The organism is Acinetobacter colistiniresistens, assembly GCF_000413935.1.
Lineage (GTDB): Bacteria > Pseudomonadota > Gammaproteobacteria > Pseudomonadales > Moraxellaceae > Acinetobacter > Acinetobacter colistiniresistens.
In genome coordinates this window covers 983,138-1,008,647 of the sequence record NZ_KE340380.1, presented here as the reverse complement: position 1 = coordinate 1,008,647, position 25,510 = coordinate 983,138, and the positions used below count along the sequence as shown (strand labels likewise).

General features: G+C 39.9%; 21 protein-coding genes. 14 read left to right on the top strand and 7 right to left on the bottom strand.

Annotated features, from left to right (window positions below; all coding sequences use genetic code 11):
- Window positions 1–128: 128 nt before the first annotated feature.
- Window positions 129–1,487 carry an amino acid permease gene (locus F907_RS05460; protein WP_081402443.1) on the bottom strand — a complete coding sequence of 453 codons (1,359 nt, stop codon included), beginning with the start codon at window positions 1,485–1,487 and terminating at the stop codon, window positions 129–131.
- A gap of 315 nt (window positions 1,488–1,802) precedes the next feature.
- Here F907_RS05460 and F907_RS05465 point away from each other — a divergent pair, with 315 nt between their 5' ends.
- The 10 genes from F907_RS05465 to F907_RS05505 all read left to right on the top strand — a co-directional run bounded on the left by F907_RS05465 (window position 1,803) and on the right by F907_RS05505 (window position 15,132).
- The gene (locus F907_RS05465; RefSeq protein WP_016652727.1) at window positions 1,803–3,506 is read left to right on the top strand and encodes a ShlB/FhaC/HecB family hemolysin secretion/activation protein; all 1,704 of its coding nucleotides are present in this window, start codon (window positions 1,803–1,805) and stop codon (window positions 3,504–3,506) included.
- 32 nt (window positions 3,507–3,538) lie between these two features.
- Complete coding sequence (locus tag F907_RS05470; protein ID WP_016652726.1) at window positions 3,539–8,683, top strand: two-partner secretion domain-containing protein; 5,145 nt, start codon at window positions 3,539–3,541, stop codon at window positions 8,681–8,683.
- A gap of 78 nt (window positions 8,684–8,761) precedes the next feature.
- Complete coding sequence (locus F907_RS19260) at window positions 8,762–9,751, top strand: VENN motif pre-toxin domain-containing protein (protein WP_016652725.1); 990 nt, start codon at window positions 8,762–8,764, stop codon at window positions 9,749–9,751.
- Window positions 9,748–10,473: a hypothetical protein gene (locus F907_RS05475; protein ID WP_016652724.1), complete on the top strand. Its 726-nt coding sequence runs from the start codon at window positions 9,748–9,750 to the stop codon at window positions 10,471–10,473. The genes F907_RS19260 and F907_RS05475 overlap by 4 nt, the downstream gene beginning before the upstream one ends.
- Before the next feature lie 198 nt (window positions 10,474–10,671).
- The gene (locus tag F907_RS05480) at window positions 10,672–11,331 is read left to right on the top strand and encodes an amino acid ABC transporter permease (protein WP_032862229.1); all 660 of its coding nucleotides are present in this window, start codon (window positions 10,672–10,674) and stop codon (window positions 11,329–11,331) included.
- On the top strand, window positions 11,321–11,992 hold the full coding sequence (locus F907_RS05485) for an amino acid ABC transporter permease (RefSeq protein WP_016652722.1): 672 nt from the start codon (window positions 11,321–11,323) through the stop codon (window positions 11,990–11,992). The genes F907_RS05480 and F907_RS05485 overlap by 11 nt, the downstream gene beginning before the upstream one ends.
- Window positions 11,989–12,720 (top strand): amino acid ABC transporter ATP-binding protein, encoded by a 732-nt coding sequence (locus tag F907_RS05490; protein WP_016652721.1) that lies wholly within the window; start codon window positions 11,989–11,991, stop codon window positions 12,718–12,720. Before F907_RS05485 ends, F907_RS05490 begins: the two co-directional genes overlap by 4 nt.
- Before the next feature lie 69 nt (window positions 12,721–12,789).
- A complete protein-coding gene (locus F907_RS05495) occupies window positions 12,790–13,641 on the top strand; it encodes a transporter substrate-binding domain-containing protein (protein ID WP_373866455.1) in 852 nt (283 codons plus the stop codon).
- A gap of 34 nt (window positions 13,642–13,675) precedes the next feature.
- On the top strand, window positions 13,676–14,542 hold the full coding sequence (locus F907_RS05500; RefSeq protein ID WP_016652719.1) for a cysteine ABC transporter substrate-binding protein: 867 nt from the start codon (window positions 13,676–13,678) through the stop codon (window positions 14,540–14,542).
- 143 nt (window positions 14,543–14,685) lie between these two features.
- Window positions 14,686–15,132, top strand: coding sequence for a VOC family protein (locus F907_RS05505; protein WP_016652718.1), 447 nt, complete (start codon window positions 14,686–14,688; stop codon window positions 15,130–15,132).
- An 87-nt stretch (window positions 15,133–15,219) separates the two neighbouring features.
- Here F907_RS05505 and F907_RS05510 read toward each other — a convergent pair whose 3' ends face one another.
- Together F907_RS05510 and F907_RS05515 are read right to left on the bottom strand one after the other, a co-directional pair.
- Complete coding sequence (locus tag F907_RS05510; RefSeq protein WP_016652717.1) at window positions 15,220–15,999, bottom strand: TorF family putative porin; 780 nt, start codon at window positions 15,997–15,999, stop codon at window positions 15,220–15,222.
- Window positions 16,000–16,117: 118 nt separating this feature from the next.
- The gene (locus F907_RS05515) at window positions 16,118–16,576 is read right to left on the bottom strand and encodes a winged helix-turn-helix transcriptional regulator (RefSeq protein WP_016652716.1); all 459 of its coding nucleotides are present in this window, start codon (window positions 16,574–16,576) and stop codon (window positions 16,118–16,120) included.
- A gap of 97 nt (window positions 16,577–16,673) precedes the next feature.
- Between F907_RS05515 and F907_RS05520 the strand changes: the two genes are divergently transcribed.
- The gene (locus tag F907_RS05520; RefSeq protein WP_016652715.1) at window positions 16,674–17,915 is read left to right on the top strand and encodes an MFS transporter; all 1,242 of its coding nucleotides are present in this window, start codon (window positions 16,674–16,676) and stop codon (window positions 17,913–17,915) included.
- 69 nt (window positions 17,916–17,984) lie between these two features.
- On the opposite strand, the gene F907_RS05525 is transcribed toward F907_RS05520, so the two are convergent.
- From F907_RS05525 to F907_RS05535, 3 genes are all read right to left on the bottom strand, one after another.
- Complete coding sequence (locus F907_RS05525) at window positions 17,985–18,866, bottom strand: copper resistance D family protein (RefSeq protein ID WP_016652714.1); 882 nt, start codon at window positions 18,864–18,866, stop codon at window positions 17,985–17,987.
- Window positions 18,867–18,942: 76 nt separating this feature from the next.
- Window positions 18,943–19,314 carry a copper resistance CopC family protein gene (locus F907_RS05530; RefSeq protein WP_016652713.1) on the bottom strand — a complete coding sequence of 124 codons (372 nt, stop codon included), beginning with the start codon at window positions 19,312–19,314 and terminating at the stop codon, window positions 18,943–18,945.
- 119 nt (window positions 19,315–19,433) lie between these two features.
- The gene (locus F907_RS05535) at window positions 19,434–20,621 is read right to left on the bottom strand and encodes a TCR/Tet family MFS transporter (protein WP_016652712.1); all 1,188 of its coding nucleotides are present in this window, start codon (window positions 20,619–20,621) and stop codon (window positions 19,434–19,436) included.
- Window positions 20,622–21,443: 822 nt separating this feature from the next.
- Between F907_RS05535 and F907_RS05540 the strand changes: the two genes are divergently transcribed.
- Window positions 21,444–21,761 carry a hypothetical protein gene (locus tag F907_RS05540; protein WP_032862149.1) on the top strand — a complete coding sequence of 106 codons (318 nt, stop codon included), beginning with the start codon at window positions 21,444–21,446 and terminating at the stop codon, window positions 21,759–21,761.
- 343 nt (window positions 21,762–22,104) lie between these two features.
- On the opposite strand, the gene F907_RS05545 is transcribed toward F907_RS05540, so the two are convergent.
- Window positions 22,105–23,328, bottom strand: coding sequence for an MFS transporter (locus tag F907_RS05545; protein WP_016652709.1), 1,224 nt, complete (start codon window positions 23,326–23,328; stop codon window positions 22,105–22,107).
- A gap of 151 nt (window positions 23,329–23,479) precedes the next feature.
- Here F907_RS05545 and F907_RS05550 point away from each other — a divergent pair, with 151 nt between their 5' ends.
- Both F907_RS05550 and F907_RS05555 read left to right on the top strand, forming a co-directional pair.
- Window positions 23,480–24,256, top strand: a complete 777-nt coding sequence (locus F907_RS05550; RefSeq protein ID WP_016652708.1) for an AraC family transcriptional regulator — start codon at window positions 23,480–23,482, stop codon at window positions 24,254–24,256.
- A 94-nt stretch (window positions 24,257–24,350) separates the two neighbouring features.
- Entirely contained in the window at window positions 24,351–25,499 is a 1,149-nt protein-coding gene (locus F907_RS05555; RefSeq protein WP_016652707.1) for a winged helix-turn-helix domain-containing protein, read from the top strand.
- Window positions 25,500–25,510 lie beyond the last annotated feature (11 nt).

The window sequence follows — 25,510 nt, the reverse complement described above, 5'->3', positions numbered from 1 at the left end:
CCTATAGTAGCAAATTGAGTAAGCGGATAACAAATTAGGCCTATTATGTCGAAATTTATGATTGAGATGGGGGAAGGCATCTACAGCTTTTACTGTTGAGTGCTGTAGATGCGAATGGCTGATTATCCTTAAAGTGATTTATTCCATTTCAAGACTTTAAATAATCCGAACATAAACATGATCCAGACTGGAATTAAAATGACGGATTCTTTAAAGCCTTGTGTCCACATGATGTATAAAATCATGACGATAAATGCGAGAACCAGATAGTTACTAAACGGCGAGAACAATGCTGGAAATTTAACGGCCGTACCTTCTAGTCGAACTGCACGTTTAAATTTTAAGTGGGTAAAGCTAATAATGGCCCAGTTTAAGACTAATGCTGCAACGGCCATGTACATCAGGTGACTTAATGCCTGTTCTGGAACAAAATAGTTCAGCAATACACAGCCAAAAATAAGCACAGAAGAAAAAATTACCGCTGGCATTGGCACGCCTTGCTTGCTGACTTTGGCAAAAATCTGAGGTGCATTCCCCTGTACTGCAAGTCCAAACAGCATGCGGCTATTGGCATACATACCACTGTTATAAACCGAAAGTGCTGCGGTCAAGATAATAAAATTAAGTAAATGTGCTGCCCAATTTATGCCCAATTGACTGAAGATCATCACGAAAGGACTTTTATCTAATCCCCCTAGATCAAGTTGATTCCATGGAATTAACGACATGATGATGGCAAGGGAAGCCACATAAAAAATCAAGATGCGGAAAATCACTTGATTGATGGCCTGTGGAATGCTTTTTTCAGGATTTTCCGCTTCAGCTGCGGTCATTCCGATCAACTCAATACCACCAAAGGCAAACATCAAAAACGCCAGCATATAAAACAGACCAGAAAAGCCATGTGGAAAGAATCCGCCGTGTTGCCATAAATTGGTAAAGCTTGCAGTGGAATCAGCACCAGCAGTCAGTAGTAGGTAAAAACCGAACAAAATCATTGAAATGACTGCAACGACTTTAATAATGGCTAACCAGAATTCGGATTCGCCATAAAATTTCACATTGCCAAGGTTTAGGCAGGTGACGATGATGAAGAAAAATAAGGTCGAAACCCAAGCAGGAATGTGTGGCCACCAATAATGGATGTATTTGGCAATGGCGGTCAGCTCGGTCATGGCAACCAGAATATAGACTACCCAATAGTTCCAGCCTGATAAGAAGCCAGCGAAGTTTCCCCAATATTTTTGTGAGAAATAACTAAAAGAGCCCGCGACAGGTTCTTCTACAATCATTTCACCCATTTGTCGCATGATTAAAAAGGCGATCAAACCGACAATGGTATAGCCCAAAATAATCGAAGGGCCTGCGGACTGGATCGCCTGAGCTGAACCTAAAAATAGGCCTGTACCCACAGCACCACCCATCGCAATCAATTGGATGTGGCGGTTTTTTAATCCACGTTTTAATTGGGGAGAGGAATTACTCAAAATACGCTGCGCTGAACAAAAAAGAAGTGATTGTAATGGATCGCGAGGGCATCGACTAGTTTAGATAGGAGAATAAGGGAGTAATTGAACTGGCTAATTAAGATGGATGCAACAGAAAATTTTAATAAGAATTATTACGTGAATCATCTTTTCGTATTGAAAATAGATTTTTTAGCAAATTATTTTATGAACAAATAGAGTGGTTTAGTTCTAAACTATTTAAAATTTATGCAAATGAGACTCATTCTTATTGATAAAATATACTTTTTCAATACAATACATCCCTGTCTGTATTGTGTATAAAAAATGTAGAAAATGTATAGAAAATATTTAATCCTTCCTCTGATTCTACATTCAGGCCTTAGCTATGCTGAAGATCAGGTGAGTCAACAACAGACCCGAGATTATCTTTCGCAGAAACAACAGATTGACCAACTCACTCAATCCGTTGCCCCTTTTATTCAGTTACAACAAACGAAGGTTGATTCAAACTATCCTTGGTTACACAAAGAACCAATTTGTTTTGGGATATCTTCTTTAGAGGTGGATGTTCCGACTACACATCCCAGTATAAAAACTGCAGATTTTAATCGCATATTTAAAGAACTAAAGTATTCAGACAATAAAGTTCTAGGTCGATGTATTGGTGAAAAAGGGCTTTCTGGTCTTGTGAATTACATCAATGAGCGACTGGTGCAATTGGGCTATGTGTCAACTCAAGTCATTGTCCCCGAGCAGGATCTTGCGACAGGACATTTACGCTTAACTTTGATTCCCGGATTAATTGGAGAAATCCGACTTAAAAACAGTAAAAATCAAAGCTTAAATTATCGTTTGCCTATGCACGCAGGCGATATCCTTAATATCCGTCAACTCGAACAAATTCTAGAAACCTTTGCCCGTTTACAAGGGATGCAGACCAGTTTCGATATTCTACCCAGCCAAAAAAGCAGTGAAGATGCAGGTTATAGCGATGTCGAGATTGTATGGGAGATTCGGGAACGGAATTTTATCACTGCTGGGTTGAATGATGCAGGCAGTAAAAGCTCTGGAAAATACCAAGGCTATGCCAGCTATGCCTTAGAAAACCCGCTTAATTTTGCGGATAGCCTATTTGTTTACTATACCAAGTCACTCAATGACTGGAATGCAGACCATACCGATTTTAATAATATCTTTGTTTCCTACGAAGTCCCATATCAGAACTGGCTGTTTAATATCAATGCTAGTCAATATACCAATACTCAGGAACTGGAAGGCTTTGATCAGTGGTTTGATTATAAAACCATTAACAAAGATTTTAATTTCCAAGCACAACGTGAACTCAGCCGCAGTAAATCCTACCGCCTTTCAGGTTATGCGCAACTGTACCGCAAAACGGCATCTAGTTTTATTGAAGATGTAGAAATTGAAGTACAACGCAAACGGACTGCAGGTTGGGAGCTTGGTAGTAAATACCAACTACGCCTTGGACAACAAACCATTAATGCGCAATTCAGCTATCGCAAGGGTACAGGCATCTTAGGGGCAAGCCAAACTGCTGAAGATATTACTGGTGAGGGTGATTCTAGAGCTGGAATTTGGAATGCTGCTTTTCAATATGCAGTGCCATGGCAGACCGCTAAAAATAACTTTATGTATCAGCTGAACTGGCAAGGACAGTGGAGTCCGCAGAAAGTGGTCAGTCAGGAAACTTTCAATATTGGTGGACGCTACAGCATTCGCGGTTATCGACCTGAGCAAAGCATCGTGGGCAGTAATGGACATTATTTACAACAGACCGTGCATTGGCTCAATCCCATTCCCAATTTCTCACTCTACGCAGGTCTAGATCAAGGATTAGTAACGGGTGAAGGCACTCAATATTACTCCGATCGTTATCTATTAGGCAGTGTGGTGGGGCTAAGAACTCAATTCAAGCATCTCAATGGTGAGTTTTTCGTGGGTCGGGGACTGGTCGCACCACAACATATCCAGAAAGACCTCATCACTGGTTTTAATCTCTCATTTAACTACTAAGCAAATCTATTCATAGAAATATAGGCATAAAGATGAATAAGCAATTTTATCGCACAAAATTTAACGCCAAACTCGGGACTTATGTCGCAGTATCTGAATTGGCAAAATCCCATCAGGGTGATACCTCCCCATGTATTAAAACTTCAATCCACGATAATGGTGAGACAGAGACAAGCATTGTTGTAACTGGGCAACGAACCTTAAAACAATTGGTGCTGGCGCTTTCAGCCTTGATGGCGATTAGTCCGATTTATGCCAATGTTGTCGTCAATAATGGTGCTGCTGCAGCGAATAAAGCGACGGTACTCAAAGAAGGTAATGCAGCCAACATCTGGATTACAGCACCATCTGCGTCAGGCGTGTCACGTAATAGCTATACTCAGTTTGATGTCAATCAAAATGGTGTGATTCTGAATAACTCACGCGGCGCAGCAACCAGTCAGATTACTAAAACATCCATTGCAGCGAACCCAAATCTGGCAAAAGGAGCTGCGACGACCATTGTGAATGAAGTGGTCTCAACCAATCCAAGCTTGCTACAAGGGAATCTTGAAGTATTGGGATCAAGAGCAAATGTGGTGATTGCCAATCCAACAGGCATTACCGTAAATGGTGGTGGTTTTATCAATGCTAATCAAGTCACGCTCTCTACAGGTGTACTTGGTTACAGCACTGATGGTTCAATTAAAGACCATACCGTTAAACAAGGTGCAATCACGATTAATCCTGATGTAAATAACCGAGGATTAGGCGGCAATGCCAATAATCCCATTGCATTAGAATTACTAGGTCGTTCTATTGCGATCAATGCACCAGTCAATGCCGATACCATTACAGCTGTTACAGGGGCAAAAGCGATTACAGCTGAAACGGGAGCCGTTACGACAACGACAGGTACAGGGGTTGTACCAATGGTTGCAATTGATGTTGCGCAGCTAGGAGGTCTTTATGCAAATAGTATTTATCTGCATGCCAATGAAGCAGGAGTGGGGGTGAATAATGCAGGGGTCATTCAAGCTCAAAATAATGTGGTACTGAACAGTAATGGTAAAATCGAACATAAAGGAACCATCAGTTCAACCAGTAAAACAGAAGGCTTAGTTAATATTAAGACTATGGGTACAGGAGTTGCAGGAGACATCAACTCATCTGGAAGTATTAACAGTAATAGCATAATCAGTATTGATTCAGGTAATCATCTGAATGTAAATGCTAGTGAAATAAAGATTAACAACGGTGGTGTTGTTTCATCTCCTTTACTAATTAATGCTAAAGGCAATCTAAATTTAGCAGCTAATAGCCAAATTTATAACGACTCACAGAGTGGAGAGTTATATGTAGATGCAGCGAACATCAATCTGGCTACAAATTCTGTAATGATTAGCAACCGTGGTTCTGCATATATTCAATCACAGAAGGATATCATTGCAGTTCAAGATACAAAATTAATTGCAGCACAGGATTTGAATGTATCAGGGAAAGGAAAATTAGCATTTACAGGAAACTTATTACATGCGACTTTAGGTTCAATTAACCTACAAGCAGACTCATCAAATACCCAAGGTTTAATTAATATTCAGAACGGAACAATCAATGCTGGAAAAGACTTAAATCTATACAGTTCTGGTGATGTCAACTTAAAGAGTTTAGGGCTTGCAATTGAAAACGGTGCAAGTCGAGTAAAGAATATTAATGCCTATAGTGGGCAAAACTTAACATGGGAACATACTGGCACAGACTTACCTCAAATTTCAGGTAAAGTACAATTGGATGCTGCAAATCAGCTTAACCTTTTAAATGGTACGCTTTCAGCCAAAGATGATATTAATCTACAGGCGAATCAGCTGGTTTTAGGGAGTGCCTTGACTTCTGACAAGTCGATTAATATTACATCAAAAGTTAGTGATTTAACTTTAAGTCATGCATTGACCGCCAAGGGTGACATTAATGCTTCTGCTACTGTAGGCAGTTTAACCACCAGTGGTTTAAAAGCTACATCGCATGATGGAAAACTTTCATTGATGGCGAATAAAAATGTAACACTTACACATGCAGGACTTAGCAGATCTATATTGTTAGGGGCTCAGGGGGTAAATATCGCCTCGGTTGGAGATGGAGATGTTACCTCATCTTCTACAGATTTATATGCCAGTCAGGGAAATATTTTAGTCAGCTCCAACCTTAAAAACACCCTGACTGATACAACCTTAAACGCGACTAAAAATATTGAGGTTTTTGCAAAAGATAATCTGACTCTGGATGGCTTGATTACATTGGGCAGAGCTCATACAGCATTAAGTTCTAAAAAGAATATCTATATCAATAGTATTGCAGGGGTTGCTGATGCACCTGTTGACACATTGTCGCCACAATCTCAGTTTAATTCAAATGGCGTTTTGTCGATCACATCAGGAAAAAATATCAATGTTCAAAATGCGAGATTGACAGCTGGTGCCTTGCTCATTGAAGCAGGTGAGTCTTTGAATGGCTCTAAGTCTATGGAGTTGAATGCGACAGGTAGTGATTTACTGAAAAATGATACAAAACTGAATAGCTTAAATGGTGATTTAAGTATCCAGACAGGGAGTGATCTTGTCATTGATCCAACGAAACACAAATTATCAGCAGTTGGGGATATTGATTTAGTTTCTAAAAATGGAGCTTTAATTTTAAAAGGATATGGTGGTACTGCTGGCAATGGCTCGGAAAAAGTTGTCTCTTTAAATACGGTGAATGGTGGAATCAATTTACAAGGCAATAAGGTTGAGTTACAAGGTTCACAATTAAATGCCGCGAAAGATATATCTATTGTATCAACTGGTGGTGATTTGATTGTAGATGGAGTAAAAAATACTTTATCTGATCAAATAACTAATAGCGAAAGTGCTGCTAGAATTAAATCTTCTAATCAAAATACTTTTCTTAAAATTGATAAATTAAAGTCACCAGATATTTCTAAAGATTATGATGTATTAATAAATCTCTATAATGAAGCTTTTTTTAATCAACCCAGAGTTGAGGCTAAAGTAAAAAAATTCAAAGAAGCACATTTAAATTTTTTAAAAAAATATGAAGTCCTAAAAGAAAAAGCAGATCCTGATGGGATATGGACTATGACTGGAGTAAAGTTTAGATCAATTGTAATGGAGTCTGACCCTCTTGGTTTTACGTCGATTACTAGGCCTGCAACCTTATATGATAATTTCGAAAATATTTATTCAGATGCTGATATTCAAAATTTAAAAAATGAGACAAGTTTTTTTAATAGTAAATTAAATGGTTATGAACATAAAGGAGTGCTTATAAGTAGTGATGCTGGTAATATTAATTTTACATCATCTAAAGGAATTAGTATTAGTGGATCAGATATAAATGCTAAAAAAGGGGAGGTTAATATCGAAGCTGCGGGTACACTAACGGGTGTTGAACATCAAATTCAAGGTAAATATAAAAATGAAAAGCCAAATAGTGTAAAACAGGGTGCGATCCAAGGTAGTGTTGTAATTGATGGATTACAGGATTCTTATGAAATCGGACAAACTTCAAATGATAATTATAATTGGCGTAGTCCAGTAAATGTGACTAATATTAACGGGGATAAAGGAGTTAAAATCAAAGCTACTGGGAAAGCAGCAACAGACAATTTAATTTTACAAGGAGTTGGAATTACAGCAAACAATGGTGATGTAAATATAGAAGCCTATAAGAATATTATTTTTGATGTAGCAATTGAAAATGGCTACGATAAAAGTAAAAAGGTCGAAACTAAACGAAAATGGTATGGAAAAAAGAAAACCACGACTACAGTCAAAACAGCTGAGCAAAGTAGTGGAGTATCAGTTGATATCGATGCAAAAAACATCAATATTAAAAGTCAGGAAGTTAATACAAAGGAAATGACTGGTCAAAACCGTACCAGTATTGATATGTACTCTAGTCAGCTCACAGCGAATGGCGGAAAAATAAGTATTCAAGCTGGAGGAGATCTGAATTTCTTAACTGCAAATGATGAGTCTTTAAATACCACTGATATCAGTAAAAAGAGTTCATTTGTCGGTATCAAGCTAAACAGCTCTAAAACTACAAACACACGCAATATTAAATCCGAGCTGCCAGCCGTATTAAACGCTGACTATATTGGTACAAAATCAGGTTTTGATACCCGTTTAAAAGGAACTGTATTCAACTATTTGGAAGGAGCAGAAATTCAAGCAGGTGGAAACATTATTCTAGAAGGTGCTTCGACTACTGTCACAGAAACTTTAAAAAAGGAAAGTAATAGTGTTGTTTGGCAGTCAATGCAAGATAAGGGATCAATCACCGAAACCGCAAAATTACCAAGTTTTAATGGGCTGACACCGCCAAAATTTATTGCGAATGGTGGACTGATTGTTCAGGTGCCTGTTGTTACTGGTCAGAATAATGATGTACGGACAGAAGTGATTAAGCTGTCTAATCAGCCTGGTAATGAATATCTGAAAGATCTTATTGCCCGAAAAGATGTGAATTGGGAGGCGGTAAAACTTGCTCAAGAGAGTTGGGATTATAAGTCACAAGGATTAACGGGTGCTGGTGCTGCACTCATTGTCATTATTGTTACAATAGTAACAATGGGAAGTGGTACAGCAGCCGCAGCAGGTGCTGCTGGCGGGGCTGCTGGTGGGACAACGGTAGGGCTTGGAGCAAGTATGATTGGGGCTGCAGGTGTAACAACGACCGCAGCAGGAGTCATTGTTCCATCAACATTAGGTGCAATGGCGAATGCAGCTGTAACTTCTCTGCTGACACAAGCAAGTATCAGTACCATTAATAATGGCGGTGATTTAGGTAAGACTTTAAAAGAATTAGGAAATAATAATTCCATTAAAAATTTAGCAACAAGTGTTGTAACAGCTGGATTATTGAGTCAGGTAAGTACAGCTTTAAACCTTAAGCCTGATAGTAGCTTACTTCCTGATCGTTTAATGAATAATTTTACTAACTCAGTTGGATCTACTTTGGTACAAACAGCAATCAATGGCGGAAATCTACAAGATAATCTTGAGAAAGCTTTATTAGCTGGTTTAGTTGGTACATTACAAGGAGAGCTTGCTAATCAAATTGGTACGCATTTATATAAAGTTGATCCTAAAACATATGAAACTGTTATACACAAAATTGCACATGCTGCAGCATGATGTATAACAGGTGCGATACAAAAGAGTTGTGAAGCTGGGGCAATAGGAGCTGCTGTAGGTGAAATAGTTGCTGGATTGATGCCTAAACCTGCAAATGGACAAGATTACACAGAAGATGAAAAATTCAAGATACGTAGTACTGGTAAAGTTGTTGCTGGGGTAGTATCTGCTTATGCAGGCTACGATGTAAATACCGCTGCAAATAGTGCAGATATTGCAATCCTTAATAATTATCTGACGCACTATAGCAAAGCTAAATTTTCTGCAGAATTAGCTGCATGTAAAATATCTTCTTCAAATTGCGATGCAGTTATTCAAAGATATCAAAATTTATCAAAGACAAATGATAAAGAGTTGGTCGCAGTTTGTAGTAATCAAGCTCGGATACAAGATTGCAATAATATGATGAAAGCTGCATTGGATTATGCTGGTAGTGATTTTAATAAAATTTACGGTGTAAGTTCTTCGGCTATGAATAGCTTAAGTACAGATCAAGTACGAAGTCGAGACTTAGTCTTAGCAAATATATTTAAAGATACTAATAATTGGTTTGGTATGATTAATGATATTGACTTGCGTGCAGATTTTTTCAGTGCAATGTATCAAAAAACTGGAGCTGAATGGTTTAGAGTTGCAAATCAGACATCACGGGCTGCTGGAGTTGGTTTGGGGGCTGAAGGTGCCTTTTCAGGGATAACTTTTTTTGCTGGTGGGGTAGTTAGTACATTAACTTCAGCAGGAACTGTTAACTTACGTGATGTGTATAACTGGCGGGCAGAAGCTGGAAATGCTTTAATGAAAGCAGGTTATAATAATTTTAAACAGCTTTATGATGGTAAAGTAACAGATATAGTTGCTTGGAATATCAGTCAAATGCAACAAGAACAGAAATTATTGCAACCTATACATGAAAAATATTTTAAAAGTTCAGTATGGATAGTACCTCAAATAGCTGTACCTAAATATCTTTTCCCTAATAACCGCGTTGATTTGCTAGATTATAATTCTCGTGTCCATTATGGTTGCGTGGAAATGGGATATAGTCAAACACAAGGGTGTAAACCATGATGAAAGCGCATTCTATCGAAATTAAAAAATCATACTCCATTGTTTTTAAAGCTTTCAATGTTTTTGGGTTAATCTTTTTATTGTTTAGCTTTTTTTTAGGACTTTCTGTTGAATTGTATAATTATTCTGGTCTTGAATCAGATGACATTGCTCTAGCTATTTGGTATATAACATATTTTTATGTTGCATATTTGCTTGGTTTTTGTATGTTGAAGCAAGTGTATATACGTAATAAAGATAATATTTATTTTGATAAAGTTAGAGCTTTAATTTACTTTTTATTGGCTGCTTATTATTTTTTAATATTTCCTCGATATTATTTTTTTGATGGTAAACATGACTTATATGGTTTTAGATTTATGCTGGGTTTTATATACCCTTTTTGGATACTAACACCATTGTTTTTATCTAATTTTAAAGTTAAGTTCAATGTATATTTATGCATTGTACTTTGCATGGCGGAAATTATATTTTGGTTCTTGTTTTTTAAAATAAGTGGTTCTGATTTCTATAAAAGACCAACTTTTGTTAGTGTGATGATTAGCTCACTTATATTTACTCTAACTTTTCCTTGGTATTTATCATGGTTACAAAAAGTAGATGTTGATAAATGGGTGGCTCCATTATTTTTAAAAAAAGAGAGAGCTATATCTTGGATAATATCTTGGATAGCAATCGTATCAGGTGGTTTGTTTATGCTGTTTTTCTACTTTTTAATTTAACGGTTAAGTTTGTAAATGCTGGGGAAATGCCCAGCATTTTTTATAAGCTAAATTGAGTTAAAACCTTCATCCAAATTTCAGCAAAGCTTAGCAAATAATAATATTTCATGTGAAATTTCAATCAGCATAGACTCATCCAAAGATAAATAACAACAACGTATTTATCAAAAGAATCAATTTTTCATTCGGATGTTTTCTTTGGATTGGCAGTATATACAGAGTGTGCTGCCGCAGTTCTATGCGGCCACCCTCATGACCTTAAAAATCTCCTCTATTGGTATCGTGTTATCTATTTTGCTTGGGCTGATCTGTAGTGTGATTAGCACCTATCAGGTTCGGGTATTGAATAAAATTGTCAAAGTTTATATCGAGGTTTCCCGCAATACTCCCTTGCTCATTCAGCTCTTCTTTCTCTACCACGGCTTGCCTAAGATCGGCATCAAACTCGATGGATTTACCTGCGGTGTGATTGGTCTGACTTTTCTAGGTGGTAGCTATATGGCGGAAGCTTTTCGTGCAGGCTTACAGTCAGTTGCACAAGGACAAATTGATTCTGCCCGAAGTGTGGGTCTCAACGCCGTGCAAGTCTTTCAGTATGTGGTGTTTCCGCAGGCATTGTCATTGTCTATTCCGGCGATTGGTGCGAACTGCTTATTCTTGATCAAAGAAAGCTCGGTTTTGAGTGCCATTGCCGTGGTGGAACTACTGTTTGTGACCAAAGACTTGATTGGCATGGATTACAAAACCACAGAGGCGCTATTCTTATTAATCATGGTCTATCTGATTATCTTGTTACCTGTTTCGGCTTTAACAAGTTATTTGGAATATCGTAGTCGGAAGGTGAGCCATGGGACTTGAGTATTTATTTCAACCGAGTCATATCGAACGTTTGCTGTATGGCTTGTTGCAAACCATCGAAATTGCCTTTCTATCCGTGTTTTTATCCGCCATTTTCGGGACAATTTTTGGGGTGATTATGACCTCAAAAAATATGCTGATTAAAATCCTGTGCCGTTTCTATCTGGAAACGATTCGCATTGTCCCCATTCTCGTGCTTTTATTCGTTTTTTATTTTGGTTTTGCGACATGGTTTAACTGGCAGTTGTCATCGTTTTGGGTCTGTATTTTTGTATTTACCCTATGGGGAACTGCGGAAATGGGCGATCTGGTTCGCGCTTCGATTACCTCGATTGATCAGCATCAACGGGATTCTGCCTATGCAGTGGGTTTGAATCACATCCAAGCTTTAACTTATGTGATTTTCCCGCAAAGTTTAAAACGGGTAACACCTGGTGCATTAAATTTGTTTACCCGCATGATCAAAACCAGTTCATTAGCTGTATTGATCGGGATGGTGGAAGTCCTGAAAGTCGGACAGCAGATTATTGAAAACTCATTATTGACCGTACCCAGTGCATCACTGTGGATTTACGGTTTCATCTTTATTCTTTATTTCCTGATTTGTTATCCATTATCGCTTTTAGCAGCGCATTTAGAAAAAGTGTGGGAGAACGCATGACTTTGTTATCGATACAGCATTTACACAAGTTTTATAAACAAAGTCATATTTTGCATGGCATTGACCTAGAGGTGCAACAAGGTGAAGTGGTGGTGATTTTGGGGCCATCCGGTTGTGGAAAAAGTACCTTGTTACGCTGTATCAACGGATTGGAACCCATTCAAGACGGTGAAATTCACCTTAAAGATGTGGGTGTATTGGGGCAGGACTTGCCATGGGATAACGTGCGCCAGCAGATCGGCATGGTGTTTCAGAACTATGAATTATTCAAGCATATGAATGTGATGGATAACATTCTGCTTGGTCCGTTAAAAGCACAAAAACGACTACGTGCGGAAGTGGAGCAATTGGCCGATCAATTGTTGCAGCGCGTAGGTTTGCTCGATCGTAAATATGATTATCCCTCCAATTTATCAGGTGGACAGAAGCAGCGAATTGCCATTGTTCGTGCGTTGGTGATGCAACCGAAAGTGATTTTACTGGATGAAATTACCGCAGCGCTTGACCCTGAAATGGTGCGGGAAGTCCTAGATGTGGTGCTGAAACTGGCGCAGGAAGGCATGACCATGTTGATTGTCACCCATGAAATGGGCTTTGCCCGCAAAGTGGCGGATCGCATTATTTTTATGGATAAGGGCAAGATTATTGAACAAAGCTCGCCAGAAGCATTTTTTCAGCATCCGCAGACGGAACGCGCAAGAACCTTTCTCAATATTTTGAATTATTAAAAACGATAAGAGGACTTTATGAGATTGAATTTAGCAGTTAGGCAATATGACCATTCTTCAAAAATAAAAATGTTTGGTCAAGGCATCACTTGTGTACTGATGGCAGGCATGCTGACGGGCTGTAATCAACCAGCTTCAACTGAAGCCAAAGCTACGGCACAAGATACTTCACTGGAACAGATTCGGAAAAATGGTGTATTGCGGGTTGGCGTATTTGCGGATAATCCACCGTTTGGCTATGTCGATAGTGCAGGCAAAAATCAGGGCTTTGATGTGGCACTGGCTAAGCGTGTCACTCAAGATCTATTTGGAGATGAACATAAGATTCAGTTTGTGATTGCGGAAGCTGCCAATCGGGTTGAGTTTCTAAAATCAGGAAAAGTTGATGTGGTTTTTGCCAGCTTTTCAGTGACACCTGAACGGCAACAGGTGGTTGATTTTTCCGAGCCTTATTTAAAAGCGTCCTTAGGAATTGTCTCACCCAAAGCCAAAGCCATTACTGATGTAAAAGCGCTGGAAGGTAAAACCTTAATTGTAAATAAGGGCTCAAGCTCGGAGATTTATTTCACGAAACATTATCCCAAAGTCAAATTGTTGAAATTTGGACAAAATACCGATGCCTTCAATGCATTAATTGATGGTCGTGGTGATGCCATCTCGCAAGACAGTACCTATGCCTTGGCATGGGCAGCGAAAAACCCGAATTATGTGGCAGGTATCCCTCAGATTGGTAATCAAGATTTTATCGCAGCAGGCGTGAAAAAGGGCAATAGCCAATTACTGCACTGGCTCAATGATGAAATCAAGCAGCTCAGAGCGACGGGACAGGTTCAAAAGATTTATGACCAAACCTTGAAGCCGATTTATGGTGAAACCGTGAATCCGAATATCTTTTTGGATGTCGATATCCCCAAGCAATAACAGATTTTTATAAGGTTAAAAAATAGGTGAATTTATGCAAACAATAACATTTTCAAATATTCAAAAATTACTGCTAGCCTCGGTATTCAGCTTGGGACTAACGGCATGTAATAAAAATCCACAGCCCACGGAAAAGTCAGCTGATACTTCGGCACAGGTCTCCAGTATTGAACAGATCAAGAAAAATGGTGTGGTTCGTATCGGGGTGTTTAGTGATAAGCCGCCGTTTGGTTATCTGGATGCACAAGGTAAAAATCAGGGCTTTGATGTGGAAATTGCCAAGCATGTGGCCAAAGATTTATTGGGCGATGAAAACAAGGTTCAGTTTGTATTGACGGAAGCGGCCAATCGTGTCGAATATCTGAAAGCCAATAAAGTGGATATTATTTTTGCCAATTTCACCGTGACACCTGAACGTGAACAAGTGGTGGATTTTGCCAAACCCTATCTCAAAGTTGCCTTGGGTGTGGTGTCGCCTAAAGATAAGCCAATTACTGATATTGCGCAGTTAAAAGGCCAAACCTTGCTTGTTAATAAAGGCACCACAGCAGATTCTTTCTTTAGTAAGCAACATCCTGAGATCAAATTGCAAAAGTATGAACAAAATACCGAAACGTTTGATGCTTTAAAAGATGGTCGAGGCGTGGCCTTGGCCCATGACAATCTTCTAGTCTTAGCTTGGGCAAAAGAAAATCCAAATTATACCGTGGGGATCACCAATCTAGGTGAGCAGGATTTAATTGCACCTGCAGTACGAAAGGGTAATAAAGAATTATTGGACTGGTTAAATCAAGATTTGCAAAAACTAGCCAAAGAAGGCGTGATTCATCAGGCCTATGAAAAAACTTTAAAACCGGTCTATGGCGATGGTATTCCTGCCAAAGATTTAATTATTGAATAATCAGTAGTACTGAAGACAAAGGTGAGGCGAGATTAAATCTTGCTTCGCCTTTTTATTGCTGAGGGTTTACTTAGCTTACAAAGTACAGACAGTGATCGGAAAATCCGCCCCTTAGAATGAATAAAACAAAGGGAATAGATCAAATGCAAAGTACAGAAATAGATTTTATTGTCAAAGATACCATGGCTGCCTTGGCGTTTTATGAGCGGGTTTTTGAGGTTGAAAGAATTGAAGTCGGTGATTTTGTGCTTGGACAAAATAGTGTGATTATCAGTATTCATGGTGTCCATTTTCATATGCTGGATGAAAACCCAGATTTCCAATTATTGGCGCCTACTCCTGAGAGCTATATTCCAGTCTGGTTTAATATTACCGTCACGGATATTGAAAAGACCTTGCAGCAGGCTGTGGATGCAGGTGCCGCACTGGTTCAGGCGGTACAACATATGCCTAAAATGGGCATTAAAAATGCCATGTTTAAAGACCCTTTTGGCTATATGTGGTTATTACATCAGGTGCTCGAAGTGGTGGACTATGAAACACGAGCTCAGTTATTGGCGCAACAAGGCTTTCAGCGTAAACCCAGTTAGAACAAATCAGTCAAATAAATGTGATCTGAAACAGCAAGCCAGCAAGTGTATTAATGCTTGCTGTATTTCAGCTATCTTTACTTTAATCTAAAAAGACTTGGTCAGACTAAACACTGCGGCGGTTTTAACACCTTTTTGATTGCTATCAGAATAACCTGTGTGATCTAGGTCGCTTCCAATCGCAGCTAATTCAGCATTTAGGTTCATGGGTTTATAATTATAATTCGCTGCAATTTTCCAGTCGAAGAAATGATCTTTGGCGGTTCCACCATAAATAGCTTGGCTGGCTTTGGAATAGCCTAAGCTTGCAACTGCAGCAAAGTTGGTTTGGGCGATCGGCGTCGTATATAAAAGATTGAAATACCAATTTTTGACATTTTCACCGACGTTTTGGCGAGTGGTTTTTCCGCCGTATTGAGGGGTATAACTGATACTTGGCGTAAAGCGATCACCATCGTTCAAGGCATTGTTTATGATCAGTTTGAGATAGTATTCGTTATAATTTAAATCGCTTTTTCCCGCGTAATGATAGCGTAGCATACCGATATCAAAGATGGGCTGGAATTCCCCGAATGTGATTGGCGCTGTATAACCAAGTGAGGGGTCAAGTTCTAAGTGCGCTTCATCACCGAAATCGACATTTGATGCAAATGCTGCGGCATAAAATCCAGAGGAATGGTTTACAACAAAGTTAGCTTGCAATGCCGCATCATTTTTAGTCTGGGTTTGTCCACGCCAGCGATAGTCACTCGCCAAAGCAACATTCCCACTTAGACTGAAATTTGCTGCAGCGGTTTGATCGGTTGCCAAAGCATAGCTTGAGCAGCACGTTGTGGTTAAAAGTAATATATGATGCAAAGCTTTCATGACATCCTTAAATGATGAGTTAATTTAGATGTCATGAATATTATGATTTAATTGATTGATAAATAATAAAATTGTCGTAAATTATGCGTAAAGAAAGCATAAATTTTTTACATTTATTTTATTCGCTCAATGGATTGACCTTTAGTACTTCAGTGCTTGCTGTGCTCAATACTATGCCCTCATTAGAGATGGGAGTCATCAAGGGGACAGGTTGTTTGGTACTTTTTTCAATCAGGATGGAATGGGGTTCATTGTTGTCAAAAAGAAATTGTTCCCCCCATTGGCGTAATGCCACCACGATCGGAAACAGCTGTTTGCCTTTGTCCGTCAGAATATATTCCTGATAACTTGTGCCATCGGAAGCAGCGCGTGTTTGCAGAATCTCAGCAGCAATTAATTTATGTAGTCTGTCTGAGAGAATATTGCGTGCCACATTTAAGTTTCGTTGTAGATCACCAAAGCGGTGTAGCCCATCCATAATATCGCGCACAATCAGAAGTGACCAACGATCTCCAATCACTTCAACGCTCCGTGCAACGGGGCAGAATTCTGGACTCGAAATTTTAGGGTTTGGCATCACATTCTCAGCAGATTAAGATTGACCTAGTTGCATTTTAAAACTAGATTAATTAGGATTCAACTAGTTTTAATTTGAAACTAGTTTGGGTGTATATATGAATATTCCCTGTAGGTCTTCTTTATCTAAAAAGGAAAAACATCTTTTAATTCAGTCAAAAAAATTGCCGGCCAGTTTGGTGTTTTTGTTTGCCATTGCAAGCGGGCTTAGTGTTGCCAATGTCTATTATGTTCAGCCATTGCTCGATGCGATTGCTCGGGATTTAGCCATCAGTTATGCCGCTGTTGGTAGTGTGATTTTAGTGACACAAATTGGCTGTGCTGTGGCGTTGTTCTTGTTGGTGCCATTGGGTGATCGAATCAATCGGCGTCGTTTGATGTTATTTCAGCTTTTGGCGCTCTGTGCTGCTTTGATTGCCGTCAGCATCACCAAGACGACTTTGAGTCTATTCGCCAGTATGTTTGCTGTAGGCTTGTTAGGGACTGCGATGACGCAGGGACTGATTGCCTATGCGGCAAGCGTGGCGGATTTGCATGAGCGTGGTTATGTCGTCGGTACAGCACAAAGTGGTGTATTTATTGGCTTGCTGTTGGCGCGTGTATTTGCTGGAGCAATCAGTGATGTTGCGGGTTGGCGAAACGTTTATTTCTGTGCAGCAATGCTTATGTTGGTGATTGCCATGCCGCTTTGGAAATCTCTGCCTGTGCTTGCGAATCCACAGTATAGGCTAAGCTATCCACGGTTGCTTGGGTCGATGTTGAGCTTGCTTTATCACAATCAGATATTACAAATACGTGGTCTATTGGCACTGCTGATGTTTGCCGCTTTTAATATTTTTTGGAGTGCCTTGGTCTTATTATTGAGCTCAGCGCCATATCATTATTCTCATACAGCAATTGGTGCATTTGGCTTGGTTGGGGTACTCGGTGCTTTGATGGCGACAAAAGCTGGGCAATGGGCAGATCAAGGTTTTGCGCAAAGAACCAGTGGCTTTGCCTTGTTGATTATATTGTTGTCTTGGGTTGCATTCGCTCAAATTGAATATTCCATTGCTGCGTTAATCATTGGTATTTTATTGCTGGATTTGGGTGGGCAAGCTTTACATGTCACCAATCAAAGCATGATTTTCCAAACCCAACAAGACAATCAAAGTCGCTTGGTTGGACTGTATATGCTGTTTTATGCGGCTGGGAGTGGTTTGGGAGCGATTAGTAGTACCCTGACGTATGCACGAGCAGGATGGCAAGGGGTGTGTGTACTCGGCGCCTGCATCAGCATCATGGCTTTATTATTTTGGTGGATCACACGACATGTTAAACATGACAGCATGCCGGTTTAACGCACTCGAGTGAATCAGGGCTTTATTCAAATGGCCATGATTCACATCGAATAGCAGTTCCTTGTGATTTTATTCAATTCCGACAACAGTCGTAATATAGGCAGTGGTCATTAAAATCATGAAACCGAGTGACATTTCAAACAAAATGGCATAGCCGAGTTGTTTGGCAAATTTAGCCTGTTGTAAACGTGGGCTAAAGTACCATTTGTTAAAAGCGGCCAACAGTAAAATGCCGATAACCAAGACAAGCTTAATGATAAAACCTTGTCCATAAGGTGTGGCGCTGAGCACATCAAAATCTTTAAACAGGAGTAGTGCAATAGTGATACCGCATGCAATCAGAATACCGACGATAAATGCGGCAATCTGTCCAAATAAATGCATAGATTGTTTTAACGGTAGCCCACTGATCATGTGGCTGGTTTTCCAAAGCGGGTAGAGCGACCCCATCCAAACAGACATTAAAAGCACATGGATCGTCAATAAAAGCTGGGCGAAAGTGGGGAGATTGGTGACATGGCCGAGTTGAGAAAAACTATAGGCGATCAGCAATATTGGGATTGGCCAAATGCATTTTTCAAAAAGAGTAATTTCTGTTCTGTGCATTTTGAGTTTAAAAATCAGCAACGCTAGAAGTAACGCAAAGCTGATCATACGAAGCAGATGGGCATGTCCGGTCGCAGTGTTGATCAGAATGTTGATATAGTTCCAGTCAAACATGCCGAGCAGGCCTGTATTGGCAAAGCTTCCAACTAAAAGCAAGAAACCCAGCGTACTAGACATAAAGCCAAGGGTGGCCCCAATGCTGATGTAATTGACCATCCCTTTTTTGATTTCAGCATAGTGTCCGAGGAGGAAGTAGCTGAATGCACCTCCAATGACAAAAGCAGTACTTAGATATAGACTGATTTTTGTTATCCAAGCGGCGAATATCCAATATTCAGACATCATTTTTATTCCTAACACCGAGCAACTGGTCAAGGGATGAGATTGGCAAGTTGCTCATCTATTTCGAGTTTGATTTGGCTTATTTCAAAGTAAAACTATATTCACCAGTCATGTTATGGCCATCTTTGCCCATAGTGCTCCAAAGTACGGTGTATTTGCCTTTTTTCAGTGAGGGTAAAGCCACATCAAACGATTTTTTCAGGTCATGACTGACTTTATAATTCAATGGAAGCTCTCGGCGTTGTTCATCTAAAACTTGAATTTTCATTAACATCACCTCATCACCAAAATTAAGGCTTAAATTTTTAGGTTGGCTTGAAACTATGGTATTTGCTGCGGGTATAGCACTGATCAAGCTGACATGGGCAAAAGCGGTTGATGTTGCAATCGTTAGGGTTGTACCGATGATCAGGTTGCGCAACATGGTTTTACTGTTTTGCACAAAACTCATTTTTTATCCTCTTTTAAAGCATGATGTGGGACTGAGGGCGCAATCAGCGCTCTCAGCTTTCATGGTTTATTATCCAAGCTGCATCAGTACTTCTGAACAACAGGAAAATTACGTTTTTGTCATTTTGAAGGTTGCATATTTGGTTTGAGGCTACGAATTACAATGGGCAGTGCAAGCAGATAAATCATGACCACACTCAGCCAGATTGCACCCGGCCATTCAGATTGAAATTGAAAATACAGGGTGGAAAATAGTAGAGGAGCAAACATGGAGGCCAAGCTGATTGTAGAGGCAATAATGCCTTGAAATTGACCTTGTTGTTCTGGTGAAACTTTTTGCGAAGCCAAGGCTTGTAATGAGGGGCCACCGATACTGCCTAAGGCGAAAAGCGGCATGATGGCAAAAATGATCCAGCCTTGTTGAGCAAAAGCCATGATGGATAAGGCAATACAAGAGCAACTTATTCCGATAAGGACGGTATTTCGATCTCCAAATCGTTTGGAGGCATGCTGAGGAATAAAGGCTTGAACCAGCATTTGAGATAAACCAAAAGCAGCTAAAGATAGACCCACCCAAAAACCGTTCCATTGAAAGGTAGCATGTCCCCACAACGCCCAGCACACCGCATAAGCTTCACCTGTGGCACTCAAGATAAAAAAGGTGGCAATTAAGGGACGTATATTCGAGATTGATCGAAGCGAGGTAAAGGCTTTAAATGGATTCAGGCTCGAAACAGTGTTATTTGAGAGTTCAGTTGTTTTTGACTCAGGCAATGCCCAATAGGCCAGTAAAAAGTTGAGACCTGAAAGAATGGCTGCAATAAAAAAGGGCAGTCTGAGCCAGTAGTCACCCAGCCAACCTCCAAGGATTGGTCCAATAATAAAACCTGCACCAAACATCGCGCTCATGAGGCCAAAGTATTTGGCACGTTGATCTGGTTTGGTCATATCGACAAGATAGGCGGAAGCAACCGACATATTGGCACTGCTCATGCCTGCAATGATTCGACCGATCAATAGCAGCACCAGACTATGTGAAAAGGTCAAGAAAGTGTAGTTGATGGTTGAACCTGCCAATGACAGCAGCAGAATCGGTCGCCGTCCAAATCGGTCACTCAATGCGCCGAGTACAGGTGAAAAGAGGAATTGCATGGCGGCATAGAGACTGCCGAGCAGACCAATGTATAATGCAGTCTGATGACTATGTGTAATATCTTGAAGTAAGGCGGGTAAGATTGGAAAAATCAGCCCGATGCCAATCGCATCTAAAGCAATGGTTGAAAAAATAATAAATAGAGAGCGATTCATAAAGCGTCCTATCGAAAAAGCAGGCACAGAAATACTGTGAGAACCTGTTAACGATGCCTGATAACAACTCAAGCCCTGATGAACGCTGACCGAATCTTAATGATTGGGATATGTGTCGATGTGATATTTTTCGCGAATGAAAAAAACATCAGCATCAATTTTTCGCGGTTTTTTTATCGTAACAATGAAAACGAATGGACATAGTGAGAGCCATTCATCTGTTGAAAATTTTAGCATTAAAAAGAAGAAATGAATATATTAGAAACTTTTATTAAGGCTTCTTATACGGTGACCTTATTTTTTAACAGAATCAAGAAGATACTGATACTTATTATGCGGATTTTAGCTATCCGACACAGGTAAGCGCAGGTAAGTTTTCTACTAAATCCAGCTCGATTGATGAGTATTTAAATCGAGAACCAACGGATACAGAACTTGAAAGTGAGAAAGTACAAAAAGCCTTATATACTTACCAAACATTTGATTGGAGTAAATGTGATTAGTGGCGATATCATCGATAAGGCGAAAGATGGAAAAATTGAAGCTACCAAACCCAGTCTTAGCATTGATCCTAGCGTATCTGCTAACCATCATTGGAAGTTCGGGGCAAGCGCAGGAGCTACTCTTTGTGTGGAATAAGGTGGATACATGAACTTTGATAAGCCTAAAATGGCATTGCCGCCGCCACAGTTGCAGCCGAAAATGAAAAAAGATTTTAATAAATAGAAGTTGAAAAATTACTACTTAATGGTTTTTAAATGACATTAAGTAGTATTTAAATATTAATTTGAAATTTAAAAATCAATTATGGTGTGTTTAAGTATGAAAAAGTTTTTTTTAATTATTGTATTTGTGGTATTGGCAGTAATGGTAGGTAATTTTGCATTTAAGAGTTTGTATGATAAGGAGAATGCAGCTTATGTTGATGAGGTTTTATATAAAGATCCTGTGATCAAAGAGCAGTATGGAGATATAAAAAAATATAATGTGTATAAGGCAGGTAAAAGCTTAGGAGGGACTAGTGGTACTGAATATTATGATTTTAGAATAGGGGTTGAAGGTAGCAAAAAATCTGGAAAAATTTATTTAAAACTATATAAAACAAAAGATGGGCAGCTGGATCATTATGAAGTGCAATGATATTAAATATTTAGACCTGATTTTTTTAAAATTTTTTGATGAGGCTGAAATTAATTGATATTTTATTAAAGGTTAAGAAAAATACAACGTATTGTAGTGTTGATGTCGCAAACAATGCAAAGGCTTAGGTGGAAGATGTAGATCTATTTGGTGTATCTAAACCGAGATTGAAATGGATCTATATTTTATCATTATAAATATTATAAGAATTCTTAACATGTTATAGAGCTATATATAAATTTTAATTTATATATAGCTCTAACTATTTTTTTGTTTATTTGTATAAGGCTTTAGCCCTGTTTAGTCAATCAGTTAATTTTTTTGACTATTTTTTTAAGATGGATTATTTTTTAGTATTCGGCAAGAACGCAGTCATAAAACCTAATAAAGGCAGGAAGGAGCAGAGTTTATAGACCCAAACAATACCATGGGTATCGGCTAAATGCCCCAGCCCAGCTGCACCAATCCCACCGATCCCGAACATCAGCCCAAACATCAAGCCTGCAACCATTCCGACACGACCGGGTACCGCTTCTTGTGCATAGACCACTAAGGCAGAGAAGGCTGAGGACATCACTAAACCAATAATAATGACCAGAATTGCCGTGCCAGTTAAGCCAACATAAGGCAGCATTAAGGCAAATGGTGCAATCCCCAAGAAGGAGACCCAAATCACAGCTTTACGGCCAATCCGATCGCCCACAGGGCCGCCCGCAAAAGTACCCAGTGCTACTGCACCTAAAAATATAAATAGATACAGCTGAGAAGTTTGAATGGAAACATTAAAACGTTCAATCAGATAGAAAGTAAAATAATTGGTAATGGCCGCGATATAGATAAATTTGGCAAACATCAACACACAAATCACGGCCATGGCCTGAATCACTTGTTTACGGGTCAAGGTAGAAATAGCGGGTTGACTGGCAGCACGCTGTACAGGTGCTTGCTTGACCACCCATTTGGTGACACGTAATAAAACAAATATGGCCAAAGCAGCAACTAAAACAAAGAGGCCAATTGCCCCTTGCCCATTTGGAATAATGACAGCCGCAGCCATTAATGGCCCAATCGCAGAACCGGTATTGCCTCCAACCTGAAACATCGATTGTGCTGTACCAAAACGTCCGCCTGACGCAGTACGGGCGATGCGAGAGGCTTCAGGATGAAAAGTCGATGAACCGACCCCAATTAATGCGGCAGCAAACAACAAGCTGTGAAAGCTTGCTGCAATCGCCATCAAGCCAATGCCGATGAGTGTGGCTGCCATACCCATCGGCAATAAATAGGGTTTTGGATGTTTATCGGTATACAGCCCAATCCAAGGTTGTAATAAGGATGCGGTAATTTGATAGACCAAGGCAATCCAGCCGATTTGAGCAAAACTTAAGGAAAATTCGGCTTTTAACATCGGATAACTTGCAGTGACTACGGCTTGAATTGAATCATTTAACAGATGGGCAAAAGCAACTGCGCCGACAACACGTAACACGAATTTCTGCGGTTGATCATTGGGGGGAAATTGCTCTTGCGGAAATGCATTCTCAAGAGTGCCTGTATTGCTTGCCATGATTGCTCCAACACGTTATATCAGCTTGAAATGGTGCTGCTGAAAGAGGTTTGTTTTTCAGTGTTTTTATCCTAAACTGAATAGAAATCGGCCCACAATCATATTTGGGACAGATAGTATTGAGTTCAGGCCATTTTGGGGGAGGAGGGCAATGCGTAATATTCAGGTCAACGACTATCAGGATGTGGCGCGTGAAGTGATGGCCACGGGCAATGATTATGCTGATGGTCATCTGCTGGCGAGTCATCGCCATCGTCGAGGTCAATGTCTGTATGCGATTACAGGGGTCGTAACGGTCATTACCGCTACTGGCAGTTGGGTGGTGCCACCGAAACGTGCACTTTGGATTCCAGCAGGGATTGACCATGAAGTACACATGGGTGGGATCACCAAAACCCGTAGTGCCTATATTCTCCCTGAAACCGCAAATGCGGCAGGCTTGCCAGCCTATTGTACAGTGATCAACGTGTCCCCTTTATTGCATGAGCTATTATCGACCGCAGTTGATTTGCCTGTTGAATATGTGTTGGGTAGCCGAGATGATTATCTCATGCGATTAATCATTGCAGAAATTGCACTGATGCCTGAACTGCCTTTAAATGCGCCCTTGCCGCAAGAACCACGGTTAGCCGCCTTATGCCTGCAATTGTTAAAAGCACCTAACTTGGACGATGATCTTGATCAAATTGCAGCACAGGTTGGCATGAGCCGCCGTAACTTTACACGAATTTTTCGGCAGCAAACGGGGATGAGTTTTAGCAACTGGCGTCAGCAAGCCTGTTTACTTAATGCTTTGACTCGCATGGAATTGGGGCAATCCATTACCTGTGTCGCAATCGAGTTGGGTTATAGCAGTAGCAGTGCTTTTACCGCAGCCTTTAAACGTTCTTTGGGCGTGGCGCCTCGTTTTTATATACAAGGAAAATAAGCAAGGGATTGGCATGATTATGTTAATTTGAATAACTGCTATTATTTCACTTTCGTTCATCTTGATTGATGAACCCTGTTTAAATGACAATATTATGATTTCATTATTAAAACGCTTGGCTCTATCTCATCAAGGCTTAGAAAAAAATAATAGCTTTGCTGAAGGATTATTAGGTACACAACAAGCCATTGAACATCTGGGTTATGTGCAAATAGATACCATTTCTGTAGTGGAACGTGCCCATCATCATGTGTTGTGGAGTCGAGTGCCGAATTATCAATTGGGTCATTTAAATCAACTGGTACAAGATCAACTGATTTTTGAACATTGGGCCCATGCCGCATCTTATTTACCAATGCGGGATTATCGTTATGCTCTGCCGTTAATGGATTCTATTCGTAATGGGGAAAGCCGTTATTTCTCAAGAGGCGATCAGAAACTGATGCATGAGATTCTGGCTCAGGTGAAGGCCGAAGGCAGAATCCGACTTAGAAATATGCAGAAGGAAAAACGGGAAGGATCAGCAGGCTGGTGGAATGCTGGACCGAGTCGCAAGGCGATTGAACAGCTATTCATGCAAGGCGATTTAATGATCTGTGAACGTAATGGCATGGAAAAAGTCTATGACCTGACTGAACGTTGCATACCGCAGGGTCTTGATGTCAGTACACCGACTTTACAGGAATATGCGCAATATTTATTGGATACCACCATACGTGCCCATGGTGTATTTACCTGGAAGCAATTGCTGCATTTAAAAACCAATAAAGATTTACGTGACATCATGCGTAAACTCTTGGACGAACAGATTGATGCAGGTGTGATCAATCTGATCAATCTGGAAAGTGGGCAAACGGTTTATGTGGCCAGCGCCGTGTTGGAACATGAACCCAAGATTGAAGCGGAGGTTAAAATCTTGTCTCCGTTTGATAATCTGGTGATTCATCGGGAACGTTTAAGTTGCTTATTTGACTTTGATTATCGGATTGAATGCTATGTACCTGCGGCCAAACGACAATATGGTTATTTTTGCTTACCGTTGCTTTATGCGGATGATTTTGTTGGACGAATCGACTGTAAAGTGCATCGTCGTGAACAAAGATTAGAAGTGATAAGTTTGCATTTAGAAGATACCAAGATGCAAAATCGAGATGATTTTTTGCTTGCATTAGAACGAGAATTACAGCGTTTCGCCCAATTTAATCAGTGTACCAGTATTGACTTAGATAAGATCAAGATATGATAGGGCGAGCT